This window comes from Leifsonia psychrotolerans (assembly GCF_013410665.1).
GTDB classification, from domain to species: Bacteria; Actinomycetota; Actinomycetes; order Actinomycetales; family Microbacteriaceae; genus Cryobacterium; species Cryobacterium psychrotolerans_A.
Map to the genome: position 1 here is coordinate 2,271,296 of NZ_JACCFM010000001.1, position 16,356 is coordinate 2,287,651.

General features: G+C 64.0%; 7 protein-coding genes. 6 read left to right on the plus strand and 1 reads right to left on the minus strand.

Going from position 1 to position 16,356, the window contains the following annotated elements; genetic code table 11:
* The first annotated feature begins 76 nt into the window (after nucleotides 1-76).
* The 6 genes from HNR05_RS10485 to HNR05_RS10505 all read left to right on the plus strand — a co-directional run bounded on the left by HNR05_RS10485 (nucleotide 77) and on the right by HNR05_RS10505 (nucleotide 15,511).
* Nucleotides 77-2,581, plus strand: a complete 2,505-nt coding sequence (locus HNR05_RS10485) for a leucine-rich repeat protein (protein ID WP_218868865.1) — start codon at nucleotides 77-79, stop codon at nucleotides 2,579-2,581.
* 345 nt (nucleotides 2,582-2,926) lie between these two features.
* Nucleotides 2,927-7,801, plus strand: coding sequence for an InlB B-repeat-containing protein (locus HNR05_RS10490; RefSeq protein ID WP_179578962.1), 4,875 nt, complete (start codon nucleotides 2,927-2,929; stop codon nucleotides 7,799-7,801).
* A 689-nt stretch (nucleotides 7,802-8,490) separates the two neighbouring features.
* A complete protein-coding gene (locus HNR05_RS17380; protein ID WP_218868866.1) occupies nucleotides 8,491-8,601 on the plus strand; it encodes an InlB B-repeat-containing protein in 111 nt (36 codons plus the stop codon).
* A gap of 244 nt (nucleotides 8,602-8,845) precedes the next feature.
* On the plus strand, nucleotides 8,846-9,235 hold the full coding sequence (locus tag HNR05_RS10495; protein ID WP_179578963.1) for an InlB B-repeat-containing protein: 390 nt from the start codon (nucleotides 8,846-8,848) through the stop codon (nucleotides 9,233-9,235).
* Between the two features lie 71 nt (nucleotides 9,236-9,306).
* Entirely contained in the window at nucleotides 9,307-12,231 is a 2,925-nt protein-coding gene (locus HNR05_RS10500) for an InlB B-repeat-containing protein (protein WP_179578964.1), read from the plus strand.
* A gap of 469 nt (nucleotides 12,232-12,700) precedes the next feature.
* Entirely contained in the window at nucleotides 12,701-15,511 is a 2,811-nt protein-coding gene (locus HNR05_RS10505; RefSeq protein ID WP_179578965.1) for a cell wall-binding repeat-containing protein, read from the plus strand.
* 75 nt (nucleotides 15,512-15,586) lie between these two features.
* On the opposite strand, the gene HNR05_RS10510 is transcribed toward HNR05_RS10505, so the two are convergent.
* Nucleotides 15,587-16,354 carry a 3-hydroxyacyl-CoA dehydrogenase gene (locus tag HNR05_RS10510; RefSeq protein WP_179578966.1) on the minus strand — a complete coding sequence of 256 codons (768 nt, stop codon included), beginning with the start codon at nucleotides 16,352-16,354 and terminating at the stop codon, nucleotides 15,587-15,589.
* Nucleotides 16,355-16,356 lie beyond the last annotated feature (2 nt).

Consider the following 16,356-nt stretch of genomic DNA (forward strand, 5'->3'; position numbering starts at 1 on the left):
AGCTTCCCCGTCTTCCCCCGGTGATTGCGTCGGGATCGTGTCGCATCCGGGTAACGGCCACAAAAAGCTCCCCCGAATGAGTGATGGAAAACTCAGCCTGACCGGTAGTGTTTTGATGCGCGGTTCGCGCTTGGGGGCGCGGCTCTCGTTCAGAGACAACGTTGTAGGGGGAAATTCGACCGTGTTCGAAACCGGTTTCACTCATGCGCGCTCGCAGGGGCGCATCCACCGTCTGGCTGGCCGGGCCACCGCGGCTCTGACCGTGACGCTGCTGCTCGGCACCGGGCAGCTCCTGCTGGCCACACCGGCCAGCGCCGATCCGCTCCCCGAGACCTACACCGTGGACATCGACCTGAATGGTCACGGCGACGACTATTCCGTGCAGGTGCCGCGGAGCGAAAGACTCAGTGAACCTGCCGCGCCCAGCGCGCCCGGATGGAACTTCACCGGCTGGTATGACGATGCCGCAGCGACCGAAAAGGCCTACCTTCCTACCGACATCTACGGCGCCGCCACTCTGTACGCCGGCTGGAGGAGCATCACCGAATCCGTGGTCGTCGACGGCCTCGTCCTTGCGGTTGACCCGCTCGATTTCACCAGTGGTGCCAGCGTCGTCCACAACCAGCCGGGGCCGCTCGCCGTGACCATCCCGGCCGCCACAGTGATCAATGGCCAGACATACCCGGTCACCACTGTTGGCGCTGCGGCTTTTCGCAACAATGGGCTGAGCGCAGTCACCCTCCCGAATTCCCTCACCAGCATTGGTTTCATGGCGTTCGCGAGCAACACGCTCACGTCGCTCTCCCTGCCGCCGAGCGTCACCACGATCGGCGCGTACGCCTTCTTGGAGAACAAGATCACCACGCTGAGCCTCGCCGATTCAGTGACACACATCGGAGAGGGTGCTTTTGCCTTCAATGCGCTGACCTCGGTGCGCATTCCGAACGGACTGACCACGATCTTGGGCATCGCATTCGGCTACAACGCCCTCTCAACGGTCACCATTCCCGACTCCGTCACCACCATCGGTTCGGGAGCCTTCGCGGTGAACCGTCTGACATCGGTGAACATTGGCGCGTCGGTTCAGAACATCGAAAGCGACGCCTTCATGTGGAATTCGCTCACGAGCGTGACCATCCCCGCAGCCGTGACCGCCATCGGCGCCAACGCCTTCGGCAGCAATTTCGATGTCGATTGGCGCGACTACCCCGATTTTGAGAACATGCCGACCGCCGTCGATACCCCCTCGACGTTGACGCGTGTGGACTTCTTGGGTGCCGCACCGGCGCACTTGGTGCCCGGTCCATATCTGGGCGAGGAACCCTGGGACGACCAACCCTCTCTCGGCCACGAGGGACTCCTCACGGTGTTCTACTCCTTGGGCTTCGAGGGCACAGACCCCGCCACGCACTTCACCGCCGGCAGCTGGCAGGGCTATGCCAGCCAGGCCGTCGCAACCGTCAATTTCTCACTGAACGGCCACGGCTCAGCCGCGGCTCAGCGTGTCGTTCCCGGCGCGCGCGCCACCGATCCGAAGCCCACCGCCGCCGGTTGGACTTTCACCGGCTGGTATAGCGACCCGGGGCTGACCCAGCCGTTCGCCTTCAGCACCGCGATCAGCACCGACCTCACCCTCTACGCCGGCTGGAAGGCCAACGCCGTCACGCCGCCGGCCTCATGGAAACCGACCATGAAGCGCATCTCGGGCACCGACCGCTACGCGACCTCGGTCGCACTGTCGAAGGCCGGCTTCGCCAAGACCGCCCCGGTCGTCTACATCGCCACCGGCACCAACTACCCCGACGCCCTCGGCGCAGCCCCGGCCGCAACCAAGGAAGGCGGACCCCTGCTCCTCACCCCGCCGGCCGCACTTCCCGCCGTCGTGAAAACCGAGATTGCACGGTTGAAGCCCGGCAAGATCATCGTCGTCGGCGGCACCGCCGCCGTCTCGGACACCGTACTGGCCGAGCTCAAGAAACTCGCCCCCACCGTGAAACGTGTGGCCGGTTCCGACCGCTTCGACACCGCCCGACAGGTCGTCACGCAGGCATTTGGCAGTTCGGTCGCGTCCGCGTACCTCGCGACAGGACTGAACTACCCCGACGCACTGTCGGCTTCCGCCGCAGCGGGCGCCAACGGCATCCCCGTTCTACTCGTCAACGGCGGCGCGACCAGCGCCGACACGGCAACCAAGACCCTGTTGACGAAACTCAACGTGAAGAACGTGACGGTCGTCGGCGGAAAAGCCGCCGTCTCTAACGAGATCGTCTCCTCGCTGAAGAGCATCGGAAAGGTCACCCGAATCTCAGGCACCGACCGATTCGACACCTCACAGAAAGTCAACAAAGCAGCGTTCACCACGATCAAGAGCGCCTACCTCGCCACCGGCTTCCAGTTCCCCGACGCCCTCGCCGGCGCCGCACTGGCCGGAGCGAAGGGAGCACCGCTCTACGTCGTGCAACCCACCTGCATCCCCGCCGGCATCCACACCGATCTGACGTCATTCACACCGACCACGATCACCCTCATCGGCGGCACATCAGCGCTCTCAGACACCGTCCTCAAGCGAGGCCGCTGCTAACCACCACACCCAACACGCTCCACGAAAAGGCCCCATGAATCACATTCATGGGGCCCCTTCGTGGAGCACGGTGCCGACGACATCGGGTGCGATCATCTTCACCCCGATGGGCGACCGCGCACCACCGCTCGATTGCTCATTCCGTATGTGGGGTTCACGAGCAAACAAGCCCGCCATCATTCGGCGATACGCGTCGCGCAGGTCCCCACGTGGATCAAAGTCGAAACAAAACACCCTCTGATGAGGGGTATTCTTCTGTTTTCAGTCGCCTAAGCTGAAAAGAGCGATAATCGCACGCTGGGGGCACGGGTTCTCTTGCATCTCATAGATAGTTGGAGCTCGCACATGCTGGGGTCAGATCAGGCGCGACGGCACACTCGCCTCCGCCGCGTCGGCAGCCGTGTCACTGCCGCTGTGATCGTCAGTCTGCTTGTCGGCACCGGCCAGCTCCTCTCGGCGGCGCCAGCCTCTGCACTTGAAACCTTGGGCCCCGGTGCGATCTATACGCTGAACGGCACCGAGGCCTCGGTGCGCTCGGACGGCTCAGTCAGCGTTTCATCGCTCACCATCGTTGACCCGATTCAGATCCCACTCGACGGGCTGGCCTATCCCGTCACCTCGGTCGAAGACAGCGGATTCACCCACGCTCTGCTCAACGACGTCGACCTCGGGACGTCACTCCGTACGATTGGGAATTCTGCCTTCACGGAAAACTTCCTGACGACGGTTCGTATTCCCGCCACCGTGACGAGCATCGGCACCCGCGCATTCGCCCTGAACGACACCCTCACCACCGTGGAGTTCACCGGCCCAGCCCCCACCACCTTCACCGCAGCCGGCCCCACCGGCTCACTCGGCACCGGTACCGGCCTCACCGTGTACTACCCGGTTCGATACGCCAGCAGCTACGTTCCGCTCTTGGTCGGCTATGCCTCCCAAGCTGTCGCCACCGTGAATTTTGACCTCGGCGGCCAGGGTGACGAGGTTCCCGCGCAGAGCGTCAATACCGGCTCCACTGCTTCCGCCCCTCCCACCCCGAGCGCCGCTGGATTCGTGTTCACCGGCTGGTACACGGATGCCTCACTCACGACTCCGTTTGACTTCGGCACCCCGATCACCATCGACACCACCGTTCATGCCGGCTGGTCAATCGCCACGTCGACCCTGACATTCGTGCTGAACGGTCACGGCGAGCCGATCAGCCCGATGACCGTGAACACCGGAGAGCAGTCATCCGGCCCGATTGCTCCGAATGATCCCGGCTGGTCTTTCAACGGCTGGTACCGGGATGCCGCGTTCGCGACCCCGTTCGAGTTCTACGGCACGCCCATCACCGGGGATCTCGCGCTCTACGCGCTCTGGACCGAGAAGTCGTTCACCGTGAGTTTCGAGATGAACGGCCATGGCTCCCCCGTTCCCGACCAGGAGCTCACACTCCTTGAGCCCATCGCGCCGCCGGCCACGCCAAGCGAACCAGGGTGGAACTTCATCGGCTGGTACCACTACGCCGACTTCAGCCACCCCGTCACGTTCACCGATGGCGTGAGCGTCGACACCACCGTCTTCGCCCGGTGGCACCCTGTCGAGGAGTCTGCTGTCGTCGACGGCCTGATCTACCTGATCGATCCGGCCGACCCCGGGGCCGGTGCGAGTGTCGTCAACTATCGTCCAGGGCCGCTCGCCATCGACATTCCGAGCAGCGTCGTCATCGATTCGGTGACCTATTCTGTCACCGCGATCGCCCCGGATAGTCTCGCGAACTTCGGCCTCACGGCGGTCACCCTCCCGAGCTCCCTCGCCACAATCGGAGTCTCGTCGTTCGTGGGCAACAAGCTCACGACCATCGAGATTCCTGACAGCGTGACGACGATCGGCGGGGGTGCGTTCGGTTGGAACGATTTGACCGCCGTCTCACTCCCACAGGGGCTGACGATGATCGACGAGTTTGCGTTCGGCTACAATCTGTTGCTGGCGGTGACAATTCCTGACTCCGTCACGGCGGTGCAGCGTGGCGCATTCGCGGGGAACCGTCTCATCTCGATTGACCTCGGCACGTCGGTAGAGACCATCGGCTCGTCGGCGTTTTACTTCAATTCCCTCACCAGAGTGACCATTCCGCCATCCGTCACGTCAATCGAGGGCGACGCATTCGGGCTCAACATCGACGCGAATTACCGTGACTTCCTCGATGGGTACTACTCCGTCGCCGATACACCTGATCCTCTCACCACGCCCTCAACGCTGACGGGCGTGGATTTTCTCGGCGCCCCACCCACGACGTTCGTCGACGCGCCGCTCACCGCCGGCGACGACCCGACTGTGCGCTCCTCGCTGGGCTCAGAACTCGGGCTGACCGTGCACTTCACGCCCGAATTCGCCGACGCGCCTGGCAACCCTGGTTTCACTCTGCCAACCTGGCGTGGCTACGCCACGCAGGGAACTCTCACCGTCAGCTTTGACCTCGGTGGCAGAGGTGGTGCCCTCGCACCCGAATTCGTGATGCCGGGTCAGACCGTGACGCCGCCGACGCCCCCCACAGCCATGGGCTGGACGTTCGACGGCTGGTTCGGTGATGCGGGGCTCACGTCGCCGTTCAGTTTCAGCACGCCGCTGACCGTGGATACCACGCTGTATGCAGGCTGGACGATCAACAGCTACACCGTTGATTTCGATCTGCGAGGCCATGGGGTGGCCATCGGCAGTCAACAGGTTCCATTCGAGGATTTCGCGATCGAGCCGACTCCACCGAGCGCCAGCGGTTGGATGTTCTCCGGCTGGTTCACGGATGCGGGACTGTCGAGTCCGTTCCTCTTCGGTACCCCCATCACGACCGACACCACCCTCTACGCCGGCTGGGCCCTCCCTCCCGTCATTCTGACGTTCGACATGAACGGCTACGGCGCTCCGATCGCCCCCGTCACCGTGGATCCGGGTGCTCCCATCCTGGAGCCCACGGATCCGAGCGCCAACGGCATGACCTTCACCGGGTGGTTCCTCGAGGCAGCGGCGCAGGAGCCACTCGTGTTTCGCGAGGGCCTGACCGAAAGCACGACGGTTTTTGCAGGTTGGAGGAGTCAGACTGATTCCTCGATTGGCTCCAGCGGCCTCGTCTTCGCGATCGACCCCGCTCACCCGGAAGCCGGGGCGAGCGTGATCGGGTACCGCTCCGGAACGCCTGCACTGATCATTCCGGCTGCCGCAGTCATCGACTCGGTGAGTTACCCGGTGACCAGCATCGGCTCGTTCGGGTTGTCTGGTCGAGGATTGACCTCCGTCACCCTGCCCAGCTCGCTCACCTCGATGGGCGATTACGCCCTGTATCGCAACTCCCTTACCGCCGCCGAGCTCGCCGATCACGTCACCAGCATCGGCGAGGCGGCGTATGCAAACAACAGGCTTGCCGCCCTCCGGCTCCCGGCCGGCCTCACCGAAATCAGCGCGTTCGCCTTCGCTTACAACCCGTTGACCGAAGTAACCATCCCCAACACCGTCATGTCGATCGGGAACGGTGCGTTCGTCGGCAGTGCGCTGAGTTCGCTCACTTTGGGCAGCAGCGTCACGAGCATCGGCGCGAGTGCGTTCCTCTGGAACTCTCTCACCAGTGTGACCATCCCCGCATCCGTCACGTCGATCGGCGGCGACGCTTTCGGCCGTAGCTTTGGGCTCGACTACGACGACTACAGCGAAGCCGGAATCTGGCCGAACGCCGCAAACACGCCGTCACTCTTGACCCGTGTCGAATTCCTTGGCGCCCCACCGGCGAATTTCGTCGACGCCCCCTTCGTCTCTGACGATGTCCCCAACGAAGACCAGCCGTCATTCGGCCACGAAGCGTCTCTGACGGTCTACTTTCCGATGGAGTTCGCCGACGCCCCCGCCGCCCCCGGTTTCACCGCTCCCACCTGGCGGGGATACACGACGCGCCCTTTCGCCACCCTGAGTTTTGCGATGGGCGGTCGCGGCGAGCAGATCGCGCCTCAGCGACTCGCTCCTGGTGAGGTTGCTGCGGAGCCGGTCTCCCCCATCTCCGCCGGCTACACCTTCACCGGATGGTACGCGGATGCGTCGCTCACGACACCGTTCAACTTCACGTCCGCGGTCCAAACGAGTGCGGTCGCCCACGCGAGCTGGTCGGTCAACACCTCAATTGTGGCGTTCGAGATGAACGGCCGAGGCACGGGTTTCGTACCCCTCGTCGTCACACCCGGCACCGTCGTGGCCGAACCGGCCCCACCCACTGACCCGTGTTGGCGTTTCGTCGGATGGTATGCCGATGCCGAGCTGACGACACCGTTCAACTTCGAGACCGGAATCTTCGTCAACACCACGATCTACGCCAGCTGGGCCGTGGCCACCGTGACATTATCGTTCGAGATGAACGGCCACGGCGACGCCGTAAAAGAGCAGATCGTGCCCGCTGGACAACAGGCCCTCCCGCCGATCGATCCAATCGATCAGATCGATCGCCATTTGATCTTCACCGGTTGGTATACGGATGCCGCGCTGACGACACTTCTCGACTTCACCTCTGCTCTGACCACCAGCGCCACCGCATATGCAGGCTGGGAGGAGCTGATTGGACCGCGCCTCATCATCGTGACGATCGAAATGGGCGGCCATGGCGTGAATACCTCGTATCTCTCCTCGGCAGGTCAGCCCCTGTACCGCCCCGAGCCACCGGTCTCCCCCGGTTACACCTTCACTAATTGGTTTATGGATCCGGCCCTCTCGATTCCGTTCCCTGAAGACCTCGAAGGCGTGGGCGACATTTCCATGTACGCCGGCTGGTCTGAGAACCCTCGCGTCGGCACCGCCGACACCGTTGCTCTCACGCTCGACCTCGGCGATCGGGGCACCAACTCGGCTCTGAGGGTGCAGGTCGGCGACATCATAATTCCCCCTGCACCTCCCACGGCCAGCGGGTTCATCTTTATTGGCTGGTTCGCGGATGCGGAACTCACGATTCCGTTCGAGTTCAACATCCCGGTCACGGCCGCGACCACACTGCACGCAGGATGGAAGGCCGGAACGTTACCCCCGCCGAGCCCCGGCGTGCCAGCCGACCCAGGCGGCTCAACGTCGCCCGGCAGCGCCAACGGGCCCGGCAGCTCTGTCGGCGGGCTCGCGTCGACCGGTACCGACGGTTCGGGCGCTCTGCTCGCCGCACTCGCCGCGCTCACGCTCGGCGGGCTGTTGCTTGCGCGCCGCCGCCAGGCTTAGCTAACACTCACCGCACCGACTGCACAGACAGCTCATCCCGCGGGAGTAGCCGTCACTGGTGCGTGCACCACTCTGCGAATGGTGCGCGGTTTGCTCACGCATGCACGGAGCAATATCCTCCTGCCGGTCTACGTCAGTGGGAGTTTCAGCAGTGCGTGAGACACGCCTCGATTACAGTGCACCCGCCAGCCGGCACGCAGAATTCTGCAGATCATCGGAGCGGTGACCTTCGCGGCGTTGGCCGCCGGCGGGCAACTGAGTTCTGCAGCCCCGGCATTCGCGGAGGCAGATCCCGCGCACCCCGGCCTGGACTTCTTACCTGATGGATAATGAACTTGGCGTCCGCGCAGGAACTTCAGGCCCACCGGCGAACCAACCGCTGGTGCTGCCGGACAGCGCCCTGATCGGGGCAAGCGCCTCGACACCCTTGATGTCTCTGGCTCTGGCTTCGTGGACAGGAGCCACACCTCAGTCACGCTCCCTGCCCGACTGAGAACGATCCGTGGCTACGGGCTCGCCGGGAACAAGATTCAACAGATTACGTTCCGGGCACCGGCTCGCTCGGCCCCGGCGATGCCCCCACGGTCTACTACCCGTGGAAATTCGATCGCGACCGGTACACCAACGGGTATACGGGCGGTGCGTGGAATCAGTACAAGACCGCAGCGCTTGCGACCGTAACTTTCGATATGTCGGGCCATGGCTCCCCCACCGCGCAAGACGTCGTTGTCGGCCAGAAGGCAGCACGGCCGGGTGAGCCCACCGCGCCCGGCGCGGTCTTCAACGGCTGGGCGAGGTAAACATCCTCAATGGTGGCCCGCTCTACAGCGTCGGCGGCTTTGCGGCTGGAGGCTTCACCACCCTGGGGATCGCCTCAGTCACCCTGAATGCGGGCTTCACACAGGTCGGCGATAACGCCTTCGCACGGGTGCCGGCCTCACCGTGTACTAACCCTGGAAATACCAGAGCACGCTCTACGCAGGTGGATACGAAATCGACGGAACGGGCAACTGGAACGGCTATAAGAGCCCACCGATTGCCACCGTGGATTTCGTAATGAACGCCCAGGGCACGGGTCCCGACCAGAGTGTCATTGTCGGCGCGAAAGCGTCCGTGCCGACGCCGCCCACCGCCACGGGCCTGGAATTCACCACGTGGTACGCGGATGCCGCGCTCACCACGCCGTTCACCTTCAACAACGCGATCACCGCAGACGTCACCGTCTATGCGGGATGGGAATCAACGGTCAGTTTCAATCTCGGCGGTCACGGCACGATCGCCACGCAGTCTGTCGTCGTCAGCAAGAAAGCACAGGCGCCCGCCTCACCGATAACACCACCGTATACGCCCGCTGGAGCGTCAACAGTTAACCGGCGCCGATTCGGCCGGAAAATGCCCCTTCAATGGGGGAATTGGTATGCGCGTTTGGCATAGGATAGTTGCGCGCGAGCTGCGCACTGGGGGCACCGTTCTCATACACATTCGATTCACGTAGGGGTTCGGGAATGCTCGACACTGGCTTCAATTACGAACGCCCGCAGGGGCGCATCCGTCGAATCGCTGGCCGGTTCATCGCCGCGCTGACCATCGCGCTTCTTCTCGGTAGCGGGCAGCTGCTGCGCGCCACACCGGCCAGTGCCGAGAGTTGGCCTTCGCCTCCCGGCGTGACGCTCACGCCGTTTAACGGCTCCGAAGCAGTCGCCAGCTTCAACTCTGCAGATGAGCATTACGACCGACTCTCCGGACAGATTCAAATTCCCGCGGAAACGTATATCTCAGACACCCACTACAACGTCACGGCGGTCTCGGTTAACGGTTTCCAGAGCGAGGGCATCAACTATCTCAGCCTCTCCGAGAATCTCCGCACGATCGGCAACGGCGCATTCAGCGGAAACAAGCTCTACAGCGTCAACCTTCCATCGACCATCACCGACATCGGCTCATCGGCCTTCGCGAACAACAGAATCTCGAGCATCACAATCCCCGCCAAGGTGACCAGCATCGGCGCATCGGCCTTCGCCGGGAACACCCTCACCACAGTCAAAATGACCGGCCCACGTCCCACTGTCACCGCCGCAGGTGCAAGTGGTTCGTTCGGCCCCGCCGGCGTCACTGTGCGATACCCCGTGCGTTACAGCGGCGGCTACGGCTCTCCTTTTGCCGGTTACACGGCCCAGGCGTACGCCGTGGTGGACTTCAACATGAACGGCAACGGCGCCGCAATTCCCTCACGAGAAGTCAACGCGGGCCTGACCACAGCCATACCCCCCACGCCCATTGCTGCGGGTCGCGTGTTCACCGGCTGGTACACGGATGCAGCTCTCACCGCACCGTTTGTCTTCTCGACCCCGATCAACGCCGACACAACGCTGCACGCCGGATGGGGTTCCACCGTGAACTTCGACCTCGGCGGACACGGTGGCGCCGTCGCCGATCAGACCGTGCACCTAGGCAAACAAGCCGTCAAGCCGCCGACGCCAACGGCGACCGGTTGGACTTTCACCAACTGGTTCTCTAATCCCGGCCGCACCACCCCGTTCAACTTCGGCTCCGCCATCAACGCTCACACCACCCTCTACGCCGGCTGGTCGATCAACACCTCGGCCGTGACCTTCAACATGGGCGGACACGGCACCGCGATCGACGCCCAGACCATCAACTACGGACAGACGGCAACCCAGCCGCCCGCACCGACCGCACCCGGCTTCGACTTCGGCGGCTGGCACACCACCGCCGGCCTCACCGCCGCATTCGACTTCGCCACCCCGATCAACGCGAACACCACGATCTTCGCCAAATGGACCGCAGTCGCACCCTCGACCGTGACCTTCAACCTGGGCGGACACGGCACCGCGATCGACGCCCAGACCATCAACTACGGACAGACGGCAACCCAGCCGCCCGCACCGACCGCACCCGGCTTCGACTTCGGCGGCTGGCACACCACCGCCGGCCTCACCGCCGCATTCGACTTCGCCACCCCGATCAACGCGAACACCACGATCTTCGCCAAATGGACCGCAGTCGCACCCTCGACCGTGACCTTCAACCTGGGCGGACACGGCACCGCGATCGACGCCCAGACCATCAACTACGGACTCACCGCCGACGAGCCGGCACCGCCTGCTGAAACCGGCTGGACCTTCACCGGCTGGTACACGACAGCTGCGCTGACAACCGCGTTTGACTTCGACACCCCCATCACCAGCGCGACCTCGATCTTTGCGGGCTGGGAGCGCACCATCATCGCCGTGACAATCGCTCTCACCGGTAATGGAGCCGATTCAACCCTGACCGTACCGCTCGGCGATCTCCTCCCGGAACCGGCCGCCCCGACAGCGGCAGGCTTCACCTTCACCGGCTGGTTCACGGATGCCGCACTGAAGACGCCGTTCAACTTCGAGGCACCGATCACCGTGGCCACCACGGTCTACGCCGGCTGGAAGTCCACCGCCGTCACACCGACGCCCACGCCCACCCCGACACCGACGCCGACGCCGACTACGACACCGAAGCCGCCGGCTCCGTGGAAGCCGACCATGAAGCGCATCTCGGGCACCGACCGCTACGCGACCTCGGTCGCACTGTCGAAGGCCGGCTTCGCCAAGACCGCCCCGGTCGTCTACATCGCCACCGGCACCAACTACCCCGACGCCCTCGGCGCAGCCCCGGCCGCAACCAAGGAAGGCGGACCCCTGCTCCTCACCCCGCCGGCCGCACTTCCCGCCGTCGTGAAAACCGAGATTGCACGGTTGAAGCCCGGCAAGATCATCGTCGTCGGCGGCACCGCCGCCGTCTCGGACACCGTACTGGCCGAGCTGAAGCAACTCGCCCCCACCGTGAAACGTGTGGCCGGTTCCGACCGCTTCGACACCGCCCGACAGGTCGTCACGCAGGCATTTGGCAGTTCGGTCGCGTCCGCGTACCTCGCGACAGGACTGAACTACCCCGACGCACTGTCGGCTTCCGCCGCAGCGGGCGCCAACGGCATCCCCGTTCTACTCGTCAACGGCGGCGCGACCAGCGCCGACACGGCAACCAAGACCCTGTTGACGAAACTCAACGTGAAGAACGTGACGGTCGTCGGCGGAAAAGCCGCCGTCTCTAACGAGATCGTCTCCTCGCTGAAGAGCATCGGAAAGGTCACCCGAATCTCAGGCACCGACCGATTCGACACCTCACAGAAAGTCAACAAAGCAGCGTTCACCACGATCAAGAGCGCCTACCTCGCCACCGGCTTCCAGTTCCCCGACGCCCTCGCCGGCGCCGCACTGGCCGGAGCGAAGGGAGCACCGCTCTACGTCGTGCAACCCACCTGCATCCCCGCCGGCATCCACACCGATCTGACGTCATTCACACCGACCACGATCACCCTCATCGGCGGCACATCAGCGCTCTCAGACACCGTCCTCAAGCGAGGCCGCTGCTAACCACCACACCCAACACGCTCCACGAAAAGGCCCCATGAATCACATTCATGGGGCCTTTTCTGAGAGCACAGTGGCCTACCGCGGCTGCATCCGGATTGCCCCGTCGAGACGGATGAGTGGTCGCGGCGCGCGCACACCGCAGACTGTCGTCATCAGCACGACAGCCCACGCACCTGACGACCTCAGCGTTCGATTTCAGCCAACCGATCACAGCCGAATCGACGATTTACGCCGAATGCCACACCACAACAGTTTCCGCTGCAAGTCCAAACGCCGAACATCAGCCCGCTGGGTGACAAACGGCCCAAATATGCCCCCGCAATGAGTCACGGAATTTCCGAAACGTTGCGTATCATTGAAGTTTCGCCCACGTGACTGGAGTTCTATGCCTGCCCCGTCTTTCACCCGACCAAATCGAGCAGAAGCGGGGCCCGGCCCCAGACGCCTGCCTCTTCTCACCGCAGCCCTCATGACGATTCTGCTCGTCACTGCCGGCTCAGTCGTCGCGTCCCCCCTCCCCGCCTCGGCGAACACGACCTTGGTTACCACGTGGACCGAGGTGAAGGCAGCATTCACTGCGGCATCTGGTGTGGGAAATGTCGTGACGCTGGGCGAGAACATCGCCGGTCCAGAATCCGGTGAAGGATTGGTTGTTCCTGCCGGTGCAACCGTCTCGCTCAATCTTGGCGGTTACAGCCTCTCAGTCACGGGCGAACACCAAAATCCCGGCATCGCAGTCGGTCCGACCTCGGAGCTCCTTATCGACGGCCCCGGAAATCTCAAGGCTCGTGGAAGCTATGGTTCTGCCGGAATTGGTGGATCAATGGTCAATCCGAGCGCAGGGACCATTCGAATACTCGGCGGAACAATTGATGCGGCCGCATCCAGCAAGAACGATTTCGGCGGCGCTGCCGGAATCGGCGGTGGTGGGTACGCATCCGATTACCGCGTTTACGGGGACGGCGGCATAGTCGAGATTCGCGGCGGCGTTGTGACCGCACAGGGTGGTACGGGCGGCGCCGGCATCGGAGCAGGGGAGCTGGGAACCAACCCGACGATCATCATCTCGGGCGGTGCGGTCACTGCAACCGGTGGATATGCCGCCGCTGGCCTCGGCGGTTCGAGTCAAACCTCGGGAGGTGTCGTGTCCATCCTCGGCGGCGAGATCAACGCAATCGCCGGCGCGTTCGGCGCGGGAATTGGCAGCGGAAACATTTCTCCCCCCATGACGATCACCATCGCGGCCGGAACCGTTCGTGCGACAGGTTCCAACTACGGCGCAGCGATCGGTGGGGCAAGCCAAAGTCCCGGAGCCAATCTCACGATCGGTGCGGATGCCACGGTGACAGCGATAGCGGTGGCGCCGGGGATGCTCGCATTCGGCCGGGGATTCGATGGAATCGGAGCCTCGCCGTCGTTTGGTTCTATGAATTCGGCCGGCCACATCATCCTTCCCGCCCGTTGGACGACTCAGCCCGGTCAGGTCATCACAAACACCGGACTGATCGAGAACCTGGAGAGGCTGGACCATGCCGGTCTCATCAAAAACTCCGGTGTGCTCGATAACTCCGGATACCTGATCGGTAGCGGCAGCATCGAGAACTCAGGAACGATTCGCAACACAAAGACGCTCTCGACCCCTGTCTCGGGCGATGCGTTCCCCTTTACCTTGCATGCCAATGATGGCGGGCCGGCTACGCCACTCGTCGCGGTCTACTCGAAGAGCATGGATGCCGCGGAGCTGCCGACATCCGTTTCACACCTGGCTCGCCTGGGCTTCGACCAGCACGGCTGGTCAACTGCGCCCAGCGGCGGCGCGCCATGGAACACCGCTACGGCGGCCACCATGCCCACCAGCCTCTACGCCCAGTGGGAGATCGCGATGAGGGTCGTCACGTTTGACGCTCAGAACGGCCAGGGCCCGACCACACAGAGCGTCGAATACGACACCGCCCCCAGCGAACCCAGTGCTCCGACCCGGGCCCACCACAGTTTCCTCGGCTGGTTCGATCAGCCCGTCGGCGGACTGCAATGGGACTTCGGCACCGGAATCACCACGGCGACCACCGTCTACGCGCAGTGGGCCCTTGACACCCACGTCGTCACCTTCGAGCCGGGAAACAATGACCCGTCGACAGTCCAGACGGTGGACTACGGCTCCCTAGCCACCGAACCCGTGGAGCCTGCCCGCACAGGTTTCACGTTCACCGGCTGGTTCACGGATGCCGCACTGAAGACGCCGTTCAACTTCGAGGCACCGATCACCGTGGCCACCACGGTCTACGCCGGCTGGAAGTCCACCGCCGTCACACCGACGCCCACGCCCACCCCGACACCGACGCCGACGCCGACTACGACACCGAAGCCGCCGGCTCCGTGGAAGCCGACCATGAAGCGCATCTCGGGCACCGACCGCTACGCGACCTCGGTCGCACTGTCGAAGGCCGGCTTCGCCAAGACCGCCCCGGTCGTCTACATCGCCACCGGCACCAACTACCCCGACGCCCTCGGCGCAGCCCCGGCCGCAACCAAGGAAGGCGGACCCCTGCTCCTCACCCCGCCGGCCGCACTTCCCGCCGTCGTGAAAACCGAGATTGCACGGTTGAAGCCCGGCAAGATCATCGTCGTCGGCGGCACCGCCGCCGTCTCGGACACCGTACTGGCCGAGCTCAAGAAACTCGCCCCCACCGTGAAACGTGTGGCCGGTTCCGACCGCTTCGACACCGCCCGACAGGTCGTCACGCAGGCATTTGGCAGTTCGGTCGCGTCCGCGTACCTCGCGACAGGACTGAACTACCCCGACGCACTGTCGGCTTCCGCCGCAGCGGGCGCCAACGGCATCCCCGTTCTACTCGTCAACGGCGGCGCGACCAGCGCCGACACGGCAACCAAGACCCTGTTGACGAAACTCAACGTGAAGAACGTGACGGTCGTCGGCGGAAAAGCCGCCGTCTCTAACGAGATCGTCTCCTCGCTGAAGAGCATCGGAAAGGTCACCCGAATCTCAGGCACCGACCGATTCGACACCTCACAGAAAGTCAACAAAGCAGCGTTCACCACGATCAAGAGCGCCTACCTCGCCACCGGCTTCCAGTTCCCCGACGCCCTCGCCGGCGCCGCACTGGCCGGAGCGAAGGGAGCACCGCTCTACGTCGTGCAACCCACCTGCATCCCCGCCGGCATCCACACCGATCTGACGTCATTCACACCGACCACGATCACCCTCATCGGCGGCACATCAGCGCTCTCAGACACCGTCCTCAAGCGAGGCCGCTGCTAACCACCGCACCCAACACGCTCCACGAAAAGGCCCCATGAATCACATTCATGGGGCCTTTTCTGAGAGCACGGTGGCCTACCGCGGCTGCATCCGGATTGCCCCGTCGAGACGGATCACCTCGCCGTTCAGCATCGGATTCTCAACGATGTGCTGCACCAGTGCGGCAAACTCTGACGGGTCGCCGAGACGCGACGGATGCGGCACCTGGGCCCCGAGAGAATCCCTCGTCGCCTGCGGCAGCTGCCGCAGCATGGGGGTGTCGAAGGTACCGGGTGCGATCGTCATCACCCGGATGAGCGACGAGGCGAACTCACGCGCCAGCGGGAGCGTCATCGCAGCCACTCCCCCTTTCGAGGCAGAGTAAGCGGCTTGCCCGATCTGCCCGTCGAACGCGGCGACGGAGGCGGTGTTCACGATCACACCGCGCTCAGGGGTTTCACCAATTGGCTCGGTCTGTTGCAGGGCTGCAGCCGCGAGTCGAATCACATTGAACGTTCCGATCAGATTCACCCGAATCACACGCTCGAATTCCTCGAGCGGCAGCGGGCCTTCCCGCCCGACCGTGCGCGCCCCGGAGACGATTCCGGCACAGTTCACGACGATCCGCAGCGGGCCGAGGTCCACCGCCGCGTCGACGGCCTGCTGCACATCGGCCGCCCGGGTCACGTCACCGGCAACGAATCGCGCGCGGTCGGCGAGGGCCGAGACGATTTGCTCGCCCGGTGCCCCCGGCAGGTCGAACAGCACGACTGAGGCACCGGCATCATGGAGGGCGGTGGCCGTGGCCAGGCCGAGGCCCGAGGCCGCGCCGGTGATCAGTGCGGAGCATCCGTGAATGAGCATTT

Bases quoted from the DNA above. Each gene is read 5' to 3' on its own strand.
- HNR05_RS10485 (WP_218868865.1), top strand. From the start codon at position 77: ATGAGTGATGGAAAACTCAGCCTGACCGGTAGTGTTTTGATGCGCGGT.
- HNR05_RS10490 (WP_179578962.1), top strand. From the start codon at position 2,927: ATGCTGGGGTCAGATCAGGCGCGACGGCACACTCGCCTCCGCCGCGTC.
- HNR05_RS17380 (WP_218868866.1), top strand. From the start codon at position 8,491: ATGTCGGGCCATGGCTCCCCCACCGCGCAAGACGTCGTTGTCGGCCAG.
- HNR05_RS10500 (WP_179578964.1), top strand. From the start codon at position 9,307: ATGCTCGACACTGGCTTCAATTACGAACGCCCGCAGGGGCGCATCCGT.
- HNR05_RS10505 (WP_179578965.1), top strand. From the start codon at position 12,701: ATGACGATTCTGCTCGTCACTGCCGGCTCAGTCGTCGCGTCCCCCCTC.
- HNR05_RS10510 (WP_179578966.1), bottom strand. From the start codon at position 16,354: ATGCTCATTCACGGATGCTCCGCACTGATCACCGGCGCGGCCTCGGGC.